Source organism: Tenacibaculum litopenaei (genome assembly GCF_964514025.1).
GTDB lineage: Bacteria > Bacteroidota > Bacteroidia > Flavobacteriales > Flavobacteriaceae > Polaribacter > Polaribacter litopenaei.
This window is the reverse complement of sequence record NZ_CAZEQT010000002.1, coordinates 164,408-176,601: the sequence shown is the minus strand read 5'-3', so window position 1 is coordinate 176,601 and position 12,194 is coordinate 164,408. Positions and strand designations below refer to the sequence as shown.

Below are 12,194 nucleotides of genomic sequence, written 5' to 3'. Positions count from 1 at the left end.
TACCTTTGCAGCATGAGTAGTATTATTGCAATTGTAGGGAGACCTAACGTAGGTAAATCGACCTTATTTAATCGTTTAGTTAAGCGTCGTGAAGCTATTGTAGACTCAGTAAGCGGAGTTACGAGAGATAGACATTATGGAAAATCTGAGTGGAACGGGAAAGAATTCTCTGTAATCGATACAGGAGGATACGTGATCGGTTCAGATGATATTTTTGAAGGAGAAATTAGAAAACAAGTACAGCTCGCCATCGATGAGGCGGATATTATTGTATTTGTAGTGGATGTAGAACAGGGAATCACTCCTATGGACGATGCCGTTGCAAAAATTTTACGTCAAGTTAAAAAGCCATTATTTATGGCTGTAAATAAGGTAGACAACGCCATGCGTGATGCTGATGCCGTTGAATTCTACAATTTAGGACTTGGTGATTACTACACCATTTCATCTATAAACGGAAGTGGAACAGGAGAATTATTAGACGCTATTGCCGATGAAATTCCCGCTCCTTTTGACGATGAAGAACCTGTAGACGAATTACCGCGTTTTGCTATCGTAGGACGTCCGAATGCAGGAAAATCGTCGTTTATCAATGCCTTAATTGGTGAAGACAGAAACATCGTTACAAATATAGCCGGAACCACCCGTGACTCTATCGATACGAAATACAATCGATTTGGATTTGAATTCAACCTAGTAGATACAGCAGGGATTCGAAAAAAATCAAAAGTAAAAGAAGACTTAGAGTTTTACTCAGTAATGCGAGCGGTAAGAGCCATTGAACACTCTGATGTTGCCGTGGTTGTCATTGACGCTACCCGTGGATTTGAAGGACAAGACGAAAAGATTTTTTGGCTTGCTGAAAAAAACCGCAAAGGAGTTGTTATTTTGGTAAACAAGTGGGATTTAATCGACAAAGAGACCAATACCATGCGTGATTTCGAAGCAGAAGTACGAAGAAAAATAGCACCGTTTACAGATGTGCCTATCATCTTTATCTCTGCCTTGACCAAACAGCGTATTTTCAAAGCTATTGAAACGGCTGTAGAGGTATTTGAAAATCGCAAGCGCCGTATTCAAACGAGCAAGCTCAACGAAACTATGTTGGAGATCATGCAACACAACCCACCTCCAGCAACAAAAGGAAAATTTATTAAAATAAAATATTGTATGCAACTGCCAACGCACACGCCACAGTTTGCATTCTTCGCCAATTTGCCGCAGTACATCAAAGATCCGTACAAGCGTTACGTTGAAAATCAGCTTCGTGAACACTACGATTTCACTGGAGTTCCGATAAGTATATACTTTAGGCAAAAATAACTTTAACACATCTTTAACTCATATATATGTAATCTTATTACGAGTTTTGGGTCTTCAAAAACAATTATAAAAAAGACTCAAATTCGCAATAAGATTACTTTGTTTTTATCAGTAATGCAACGTTCGTATTCTTTTTTCGTTATTTGATCGGCACTAAAACTAACATTATACATTAAAACTATGAAAAAAATACTCATCGTTTTGGTCTTGCTGTGGGCCTCAAAAAACTATGCCCAGTCTAATCCCTTTAAGATTACAGGAACCCTTCAAGACGAAAAACTGAAAACGCCGATTGAGGCAGCCACCATACATTTAGAAAAACTAAAAGACAGTTCCATCGTTTCGTATACCATTTCCGATGACAAAGGGTATTTTAAACTAGAAGGAAAATCTTTTTACAAAAAACTTAAAATGGTCGTTTCGTTTGTAGGTAAGGATCCTTATACGAAAAGTATCGACCTCTCTAAAAAATCGGACTACGCTTTAGGAAAAATCCCACTCAAAGAAGAAGGCAATGTGCTGAGTGAGGTAGTCATCAAATCAAGAGCCCCTATCACGGTTAAAAAAGACACCTTGGAATTCAATGTAAAATCGTTTAAAACGAAAAAAGATGCCAATGTGGAGGACTTACTTAAAAAACTTCCAGGTGTTGAAGTTGACGAACAAGGGAAAATCACCATCAACGGGAAACCTGTGAATAAAATTTTGGTGAATGGGAAACCATTCTTCGGAAACGATCCTTCTATCACGACGAAGAACTTATCGAAAGAGATCATCGAAAAAGTTCAAATAACTGATACCAAAACCAAATCAGAAGCTTTTTCTGGGGAAAAAGGCGATAACAACAACAAGACCATCAATTTAACCATCAAAAAAGAAAACAATAAAGGATGGTTTGGTAGAGTCTCGGCAGGAGCAGGAACGGATAAACGTTACGAAGCCGCTACCATGGTAAACAGGTTTAACAATGACCGACGCATTAGTGTATTGGCCAGTAAAAACAATATCAACTCTCCCGGATTTAGCTTTGGGGAACTCGAAAAAATGTTCGGAGGTGGCCTGTGGATAAGTGGTAATGGAAGTATCAATGTTGGAGGACAGCGTTTTGGTGGTGGTCAGGGTATTGTTCGCTCTACAACTGCTGGTTTTACCTATGGTGATTCTTTTGGTAAAACTCTTGAAACCAATGTAAACTACATCTACTCGGGTAGTGATTCTAATAACGATGCCAAAAGAAATAGGGAAACGACGCTACCTACCGGTAAATTTTTCTCAGAATCTGTAACCAACTCAAATAACAATAATGAAAATCACTCTGTAGACGCAGAAATTGATATTGAAATTGATTCGACTTTTCTCATCAATATTACGCCGCGTTTTATCAGTAATACCCGTGAGGATTTCTTTAACAGAAATGAGAGTTCTTTTGACGCTGACCGTAAACTCATCAACCGTTCTCGTGTGAATACGCGTTCAGATTCCAAAGCAAATAACTTTGAAAATGAAATTGAACTTACCAAGCGATTTTCAAAAGGATCCTTTATTAGAGCGCGCTTGACAAATCAAATAGACAAAACAACCTCGAATAGTTTTAATATCTCCACCGCTGAATTTTTTGATGCTACCACAGCCGACATCAACAGAAATCAACACAGTGCCGTACAAAATAACCTCAACGCCATCCGCTCGAGTGTAAAATATCGTCATGCTTTAATTGCCAAGAAACTCTTTATCGACTTTGACTATCGCTACAATCAAAACGAACGTGAAAACGTAAACAACACCTACGATTTTGATGCCGTTAGCAACAGCTATAGCAACTTTAACACGAACTTAAGTTCTAATTTTACCTCCAACGACATCACCAAAACACCGCGTATTGGAATGAACTACAAAGGAAAAAAATGGAGTTTCAATTTCGATGCAGGATATATGATGAGAACGTTGGAAAACAAAGATAAACTACGTCCTAACCTGACCTTTAGTAAGGACTTTAACGCATTTGAATTCGATTCGAGATTCCGCTATCGCTTTGACTCTAAAGCGAGTATCAGTATCAATTACGAAATCCGTAACGATGCTCCTACCATTCAACAATTACAGCCTTTTACCAACGAGAGCAACCCATTAAATCTCATCACGGGTAATCCGTTCTTAAAACCGATTCAACGTCATTGGTTTTACGTGAACTTCAACAAGTTCAACTGGCAAAAAGGAACTGGAATTTACCTCTATGGTGGAGGTGGATTTACCAACAATCAGGTAGTTTCAAAAAGTACCATCGACGCGAACTTAATAAGGAGAACTACTTATGAAAATGTAGATGGTTCTTACAATATTTGGGGAGGATCGTTTTACAACAAAAAATTCAAACTCGATTCGTTAAGCGCCGTTAAGTTACGTGTGGGAGTATACTTTAACAGAAATAGAAGTATTAACTTCTTTAACGATGTAAAATACCGTTCTGTTAACAATAATGTTTCACCAAATCTAGGATTTACCTATACCTACGACAAAATCATCTCTATAGAACCGAGGTATACCATCAATATCGGGAAATCGACTTTCGATCTAGCAAACTTCAACGATCAAAATTTCGTTCGTCACAACCTGGATATTAATACCCGTACTAACTTCCCTAAAAAGTTAGAATGGAGAAACAACATACGCTACAGCTACAATCCACAAGTGGTTGGCTTTAATCAGTCAGCATGGTTTTGGAACAGTACCTTGTCGTACTCTGTCTTAAAAGACCAAGGAACAATTACCTTAAAGGCCTATGACTTGCTCAATCAAAATAACAATGTTCGCCGAACGGCGACCAGCAACTATATCGAAGATGCAGAAAGCACCGTATTACAACAATACTTTATGCTCGGATTTAGCTGGAAATTTAACAGCCTCGGTAAGAAAGGAAAAATTAGAGAATTCAATTATAATTTCTAACATCCTTAACCATATCAAAGGTCGCAGTAGTACTGCGACCTTTTTTTGTACAACCAAGTTGCAAGTAATCAAGTACATTTTCGACTATATTATAGATTTCGTAAATTTGCATTAGGGAAAACACGTACATATGAAAATTAAGAGGACACCAGATATAGAAAATATAGAACTGCCTTTACAACTCAATATCAGCTTTGAAGGAGTTTTTAAGGTAATACAAAAATACGCGAGTAAAGAACAAGCAGATCACCCCTTCCACCCAGCAGCCAAAATTATGGTCGAAGAAGTGGAACAGTACCCTGAGCTCATTACAGGGTTCTCAGACTTCTCTTTACTCAACAAACACAAAAGAGTCATCGACTTTTTACTGGATGGATTGTTTCCTGAAATGCTTACCACAAACGAAATTAAAGCCGCAACCGTACCTTTTTCGTTCACTTCGTTTAAGTTTACGGAGCGCTTTCAAAGTATTTTAGACAATGCAGGTGACAATTTCGAACTCACCGTTCGAAACTTCGAGGAAGACCTTATGTACATTCACTCGTGTACACTTATCTTGGCACTGGTTTACAACTACCCAGTAGACCTAAAAAGACCTTTTTTCTTTGATATTCCAGATGTTAACTTAGGGGTAACCAAACACTATCGCGTTGCTTTTAACGGTGACTTTATGGAAATCACACCGACGCTATTAGCTCCAAAAATAACCGAAGAAGATATTAAACTGTTACTCGACAATTTTGATAACATCGATATTTGGCGAGAGAAATTTCCACCAAACTCTTATATTTTTAAAGGATTTGGTATCATGAATTTGTTTGACGTAACCGCGGACGAAACGCTGAGTGCCATTCAAACAAACTTATTAAAAATAGACGACGGAAGCATTAATAATAAACTGCGTCATAACCTACGAGAATTCTATGCTATCAAAGACCTCACCGTTGGGTATTCGGTTTTTGACATCAGCAATAAAAACATAGCTCCGAGAGTAAAACACTCCGACAGCATTTTAATAGACCAAGGATCTTGTGTCAGCTGTAAAGATTTTTTCTGTAGCCATGTAGTTCGACACATCTTTGACGAACATCAAGACGTAGTTGTTTCTGATGTAAAAGCCTACGAAGCCGACTCAGAAGACAATCCGTTTTACCAAAAATTATTGGAAAATGAGATAGGAAGTATCCTCTTAATTCCCATAGTTACCTCGAATAAAAAAGATCTTGTACTCCTGGAAATAGCCTCTCCTAGAGCCTATGAATTAAACTCGGTAAACAAGCAAAAACTAAAAGATATCATTCCTGTATTTGAGGCAGCTGCCGAACGAAATGCGGAAGAATTCACCAATATACTGGAGGCTACCATTCAAGAACACTACACTTCCATACACCCCACTGTTAAATGGAAGTTCTACGAGGCTGCCGAAAGCTATCAGAGCGCATTGTTGCGTCAAGAAGAAGACGCCAAAATAGAACAAATCGTTTTTGAAGACGTCTACCCCTTGTACGGTCAAATTGATGTAAAAGGATCTTCTATTGCCAGAAATCAAGCGATTAAAGAAGATTTAATTACCCAACTAAACCTGGCTATCAAAGTGCTAGATGAGGCGTGTAAAGCCGAACAGCTACCGATCTACCAAGAGCTTATGTTCCGTGTAAAAGAATACTTACACGAAGTAGAGAAAGGCCTAAAAGCAGGAGATGAAGTCGGAATCTTAGACTTCTTAAAGAAAGACATTTACCCTGTATTTAATCACATTAAAGAAGTGAGTTCAGCTTTAGAGAGCTTGGTTAACGACTATACAAAAAGTTTAGACCCAGTGCTCCACGTTGTTTATGACAAACGAAAATCTTACGAAAACAGCGTTACAAAACTCAACGATCGCTTGGCTAAGTTTTTAGATAAAAAACAAGAAGAAGCCCAAGCCATGTTTCCACACTATTTTGAACGTTACAAAACGGATGGAGTTGAGTACAATATGTACATCGGAGAGACACTGACCAAACAGAAAAAGTTTGACAACCTCTATTTGTACAACCTCCGTTTATGGCAGTTACAAACCATGTGTGAATTGGAAAATTTAGCCATGAATACCCGTGGCTCTCTAAGTCATGATTTAGAAATGGCTTCCCTAATTCTCGTTCACAGCAATCCTTTGGCCATTAAGTTCAGAATGGATGAAAAACAGTTTGACGTTGACGGAGCCTATAACATACGTTACGAGATTATAAAAAAGCGCATAGACAAAGCACACATCAAAAACACCGATGAACGCCTGACGGTTCCTGGAAAAATCTCCATTGTTTACTCTCAAGATAAAGACGCTTTTGAGTACAAAAAGTACATCAAGTTTTTACAAGCTAAAAACCTATTAGGAACACTTGAAGAACTCGAATTGGAAGATTTACAAGGAGTTTCTGGCTTAAAAGCACTCCGTGTAGAAGTTATTTACGAAGGGGCTTTTGACGAAGAAAAAACCATTACTATCGACCAATTAATACACGAGTTTAAACAATAAATAACAACAGAGCTAATTACACTGCTACCGCAGCGGCAGCAGTGATGCTTTGTATGTAGAACGCTACTGCAAACGAAATCACACTCACGATAATTCCTATCATAAATACCGTATAAGTCGTTCGTAACAAGCTGTACTTCCTATTCAGTACCAATCCTAAAAAGTACAAGTCCTTTGTTAAAGAACCGTACAAGTAATCGCGGTCTTTTAGCATTTCGTCCATGGCCCATTCGAATTCTGGCAAACTCATTTTATGGAAGTTTCCAAAAAAGATCAAATTTACTTTTTTCTGTGCCACATCCTCTTTGGTAAATTTTCCTTGTGTTATATTCGGTTTGGTAGCAATAATGGACAAAATAATCGATGTCACCGTGAATACTAAAAATATAATGGAAGGAACTACCAAGTAACTATTCGATGGATTGTCTAACTTCGGAATCAAGGTTGACAAGGTCATGGAAATAATAATGGCATTGACCGATAATAAGATATTGGCCTTGGTATCGGCAATATCACTTAACGTAATATGATTGCGCAAGGCCACCCTAAACATCGTTTCGATACCGCGTTCAGGTAAATCAATCTTGTTTTTCTTAAGTGCGAGTTCTTCTTTTTTATGCTTGAACTTCAACTGTTCTTGACGCATCTTTTTGGCAGCCTTTAACAATTGTGCCAGATTTTTACCCTTTTGCTTTCCCCAATTTTTAATGGCGCTTGCCGAATAAAACTGATGACCGTCCGTTAAGAAATTGATGTTGTTATTCATCCATTCTTCATCCGTGAATTCAATATTTTTGGTCAGCTCCAATTCCTTTCGAAGCAGTTCTGTAAACTCACTGTAGTTTTTACTTCCCAAATGAGAGCAATCTGCATCTTTTAAAACCTTCTCCAAAATCGTTTCAGGAGTTCGATTCATTTGCGTTACCAATATCAAGCTGGCTACCTCATCAAAAAGATCCTCTTTTTCGCAAGTTGCTAAAAACGTTTTTAAAACCTCGGTACTCGCCTCTTCATGTCGCGAAGCGTCAACAGCATACCCAGTATCGTGAAACCAAGCAGCTACCACTAACTTTTCCAACTCCTCCGGGGCTATCTTTTCCATTTCGGCGAGTTCTTTTGATTTTTCTACTACCCGTTGCGTATGGGCAATATTGTGATAAACAAATTGCTTATCCAAACCGTTGGTTAAAAAATCAATAGCGTACTGCTCTGCTTGCTCTATAAGTTGACTCATTTGTAAGTACTTTTAAAAAGGTAAAAATAACCAAAGTTTCGCATTTCTAATAATCGTAACTTTACAATACTGTATACGACTACTAACTCCTAAACCCATTTATTAGTATGCTTACTTGGAAAAACATCATTCATTTTACGGTTAACGAAAACCCAACGCCTGATATGCGTATTGAAAAAACCGCCCAAGAGTGGAAAACCATACTCGCTCCTGCTGTATATACCATAACGCGACTCAAAGGTACCGAACGTCCCTTTAGCGGTGAACACTGCTCCTCATACGCCGCTGGGCAATACAATTGTAGCTGTTGCAATACTCCGTTGTTTGACGCAACTATCAAATACGAATCTCATTCTGGCTGGCCTAGCTTTACCCAACCAATCAAAGAAAACGCCATTAAATACATCAAAGACGAAACGCATGGAATGATTCGAGTAGAAATACTCTGCAACACCTGTGATGCCCATTTAGGACATGTATTTCCCGACGGACCTGAACCCAGCGGACTTCGCTACTGCGTAAATTCACTGTCATTAAAACTGAACGAAGAATAGTTACTACAAATTATTTTTCACTAAAAAACAGGGTTTTTCCCCTAAAACATTAACTTCTGATAAGATTTTTTACCGATTCCAATTTGTAACTTTAGTTAAACTTAAATTAACTAACCATGCAAACTATACAATTCGGATTAGCCGTTCAGTACGATAGTGGCCGCTCTAATGACGTCGACACTAACGGAAAAGTAGCGGTAGAAGTCCACAATTCACAAGCTTCTGCAAGCATGTGGTACCATATCGGACAAGTAAATGAAGCGACAATTAATTGGGGGGCCAGCCATAAATACAGCGACGGTTACCACCCTTCAATTGCAATTAACAACCACCAAACCATCGTCGAAGTACACGAAACGAGTAACGCCCTGCCTTGGAACCACAAACTGTACTACAAAGTAGGACAGGTAAATGGTACTACTATTGACTGGGGCGGAGACGACGATTACGACAGTGGAGTGCAACCTTCTGTCGCGATTAATGATTTCGGTGATGTAGTAGAAGTACACAAGTCACAGACCTACAATACCCTCTGGTACCGCGTAGGAAAAATAAACGGAAAATCTATCGAGTGGTCTGCTAGCCATGAATATGACAAGGGAGTAACTCCTTCGGTAACTATCAACAACCACGGCCAAATAATCGCAGTACACAAATCACAATCACACGACAAGCTTTGGTATCGAGTGGGTACTCTCGCAGGATCAAAAATTGAATGGGGTCCTTCCCGACAATATCAAGACGGAGCAAACCCGAGTATAGCCATTACCAATGAAGGTACGCTTGTCGAGGTTCACCAATCACAAGGACTTACAGGACTGTGGCAATTGAGTGGTGAAGTTCACGGAACAGAAATCCAGTGGAGTACTTCTTTTAATTACGACTCTGGTTCAAAACCTCGTTGCGGCATCTCTTCAGACGGGCAACTTGCCATTCAAGTTCACGAAGGAAGCATGTTTGGAATGTGGTTCTCCACCTCTCGTTTAATGAACCCTTCTAAGTTTATGGAAAATCTACTTCCCATCACTAAGGAACTACCCCTGAGAAAAATGACCTTTCCCGCTACCCATGACACCGGAATGTACACGCAAGGACTGAGCACGCTTGCCAAAACTCAAGATCAAAACCTATACGGGCAACTGAGTGGTGGCGCTCGCTATTTCGATTTACGGCCCAATGAAAATCTCGACATTTACCACGGTCCGATTACTGGTCCTTCTTTACAAAGCGTTTTAGATGACATCAAGCGTTTTTACCAGGAAGGACACAGAGAACTCGCTATTTTAAAATTCTCTCATTTCGATAATTTTGACGCCGCGATTTATGAAAAAATGAAAACTTTGATCAAATCAACCCTCGGCCCTTGGTTGTATACACAAAAACCTGCCAACAAACAACGACTTGCGGATATTACTATGGGAGAATTTCTAGCCAATTCCGGAAAAATTCTAGTCGTCGTTGACGGCAATTGGGCGCTGAATCAAAAAGAAGCTGGATTCTGGGTATACCGCGATTGGCAGTCATCAACTGCTGAAAAAGGAGACCTAACCGTATTTGACATCTATTCCAATACTGTCAGTTTTGATACCATGAAGCAAGACCAACTGAAAAAGCTCGCACTCTTTAACGGTCTGTGTTGTGCCAAACAAAAAGACAATTCGTGGCAATGTCAAACATTTTCTAAAGTGCCCTGCGATTTATTTTTACTTTCTTGGACACTGACACCTCCCACGGGAGTTTGGTTTGCAGCCAAAGAAGCAAACAGACACCTCGGTGAAGTCATGGCCGGGCAAGAACCCAACGCTCAAGGATACTTTGCCAACTTACTGTACCTCGATTATTTCGAGTTTGCACGACCCGCTTTTATAAGTGAGCTACTCATAAAGCGGTACAATCACCTCATTTCAGAAGCAAAAAAGCAAATCACAACCGCTGTTTAATAAAACAACCGCCTCTCAGGGCGGTTTCTTTTTGCTAGGAAACTTCAGTACCTTTGTAGACATAACAGCAAATGCAGCCTATGGAACTTCACTTAGACGATCGCTTTCGAACGGAAGTAACAGCCGATAAAAACATGGAAAACTCGCGTAGACAAGTACTCGATGCCTGTTTTTCATACGTTAGTCCCCAAAAAACCAGTAAGCCCAAATTACTTCACGCTGCTCCAGAAATGTTAGCCGCAATCGGATTAACGGAAGAAATGGGACGTACAAAGGAATTCCGAGACATCGTTACCGGAAATGCACTTATTCCAGACAGTCATCCCTATGCCATGTGTTACGGCGGACATCAGTTCGGAAATTGGGCCGGCCAATTAGGCGATGGACGTGCCATTAACCTCGGTGAAGTAGTGCACGAGCAACAGCGATGGGCCCTGCAATTGAAAGGAGCTGGTGAAACTCCCTACTCACGTACTGCTGATGGTTTGGCGGTACTGCGATCGTCCATAAGAGAATATTTATGCAGTGAAGCCATGCATCACCTCGGAATCCCAACAACACGAGCATTGAGTTTAAGTCTCACAGGTGACAAGGTACTCAGAGATGTCCTTTACAACGGAAATCCAGCTTATGAACCAGGAGCCATCGTATGTAGAGCCGCGGCTAGTTTTATTCGTTTTGGAAATTTTGAAATCCAAACCGCTCGTGAAAACAAGGCTTTGCTTCAACAACTAGCAGATCACAGCATTCGTCATTTCTATCCTGAAATTAAGAGCAGTGGTAAAGAAAAATACCTCGAGTTCTTCCAAGCCGTAAGAGATAAAACCATCGACATGATTGTACATTGGCAACGCGTAGGCTTTGTTCATGGCGTAATGAATACCGATAACATGTCTATACTCGGATTGACCATTGATTACGGTCCTTACGGATGGTTAGAAAACTACGATCCGTCGTGGACTCCAAATACGACCGATGCCCAACACAGACGCTATCGCTTTGGCAACCAACCCTATATTGGACTTTGGAATCTTTTTAAGCTCGCCAATGCGCTGTTTCCTCTAGTCGAAGAAGTAGCTCCACTGCAAAGCATCCTCGAAGCTTATAATCCTTTATTCGACGAAGCCTACCTAGCAATGATGAAAAATAAACTAGGGATTACCCAAGTGGCACACGAAGATGCCGAACTCATCCAACGCCTTGAGGAAACGCTCACACTAGTAGAAGTTGATATGACACTCTTTTTTAGGTTACTCGCTCGCGTAGAAAAAAAGGACACTCCTACCCGTGCGCTGAACAAACTGCAAACGGCATTTTACCAATGGAACAACCTCAATCAAGAAGCCGCCAAACATTGGAATAACTGGCTAACGCGTTATCTAAAACGCCTACAAACAGAAACTCAGAATGACGCTGAACGTTCCGCTGCAATGGACCGAGTAAACCCGAAGTACGTACTGCGAAACTACATGGCTCAAATGGCTATTGAACAAGCAAGTTCAGGGTCCTATGAATTGATTGACGAACTGTTTAGACTGTTAAAAAAGCCTTATGACGAACAACCAAGCCAAGAAAAGTGGTTTGCCAAACGTCCAGAATGGGCACGCCATAAAGTAGGCTGTTCGATGCTTTCCTGTAGTTCTTAAAATTTGTATATTGAGGTCTACTAAACCGATGAA

The 12,194-nt window shown here is 40.0% G+C and carries 7 protein-coding genes; 6 read left to right on the top strand and 1 reads right to left on the bottom strand.

The window, feature by feature from the left end; genetic code table 11:
* Positions 1-12 precede the first annotated feature (12 nt).
* The 3 genes from der (at position 13) to ACKTS5_RS03525 (ending at position 6,787) form a co-directional block, all read left to right on the top strand.
* Positions 13-1,323: a ribosome biogenesis GTPase Der gene (gene der, locus ACKTS5_RS03535; protein ID WP_408042460.1), complete on the top strand. Its 1,311-nt coding sequence runs from the start codon at positions 13-15 to the stop codon at positions 1,321-1,323.
* 180 nt (positions 1,324-1,503) lie between these two features.
* The gene (locus ACKTS5_RS03530) at positions 1,504-4,269 is read left to right on the top strand and encodes an outer membrane beta-barrel protein (RefSeq protein ID WP_408042459.1); all 2,766 of its coding nucleotides are present in this window, start codon (positions 1,504-1,506) and stop codon (positions 4,267-4,269) included.
* Between the two features lie 130 nt (positions 4,270-4,399).
* A complete protein-coding gene (locus ACKTS5_RS03525) occupies positions 4,400-6,787 on the top strand; it encodes a GAF domain-containing protein (protein ID WP_408042458.1) in 2,388 nt (795 codons plus the stop codon).
* 16 nt (positions 6,788-6,803) lie between these two features.
* On the opposite strand, the gene ACKTS5_RS03520 is transcribed toward ACKTS5_RS03525, so the two are convergent.
* Complete coding sequence (locus tag ACKTS5_RS03520) at positions 6,804-8,021, bottom strand: Pycsar system effector family protein (RefSeq protein WP_408042457.1); 1,218 nt, start codon at positions 8,019-8,021, stop codon at positions 6,804-6,806.
* 107 nt (positions 8,022-8,128) lie between these two features.
* Between ACKTS5_RS03520 and msrB the strand changes: the two genes are divergently transcribed.
* The 3 genes from msrB (at position 8,129) to ACKTS5_RS03505 (ending at position 12,161) form a co-directional block, all read left to right on the top strand.
* Positions 8,129-8,575 (top strand): peptide-methionine (R)-S-oxide reductase MsrB, encoded by a 447-nt coding sequence (gene msrB, locus ACKTS5_RS03515; protein ID WP_408042456.1) that lies wholly within the window; start codon positions 8,129-8,131, stop codon positions 8,573-8,575.
* 116 nt (positions 8,576-8,691) lie between these two features.
* Positions 8,692-10,515, top strand: coding sequence for a phosphatidylinositol-specific phospholipase C domain-containing protein (locus ACKTS5_RS03510; RefSeq protein WP_408042455.1), 1,824 nt, complete (start codon positions 8,692-8,694; stop codon positions 10,513-10,515).
* An 80-nt stretch (positions 10,516-10,595) separates the two neighbouring features.
* Positions 10,596-12,161, top strand: a complete 1,566-nt coding sequence (locus tag ACKTS5_RS03505; protein WP_408042454.1) for a protein adenylyltransferase SelO — start codon at positions 10,596-10,598, stop codon at positions 12,159-12,161.
* The last annotated feature ends 33 nt before the right edge of the window (positions 12,162-12,194 follow it).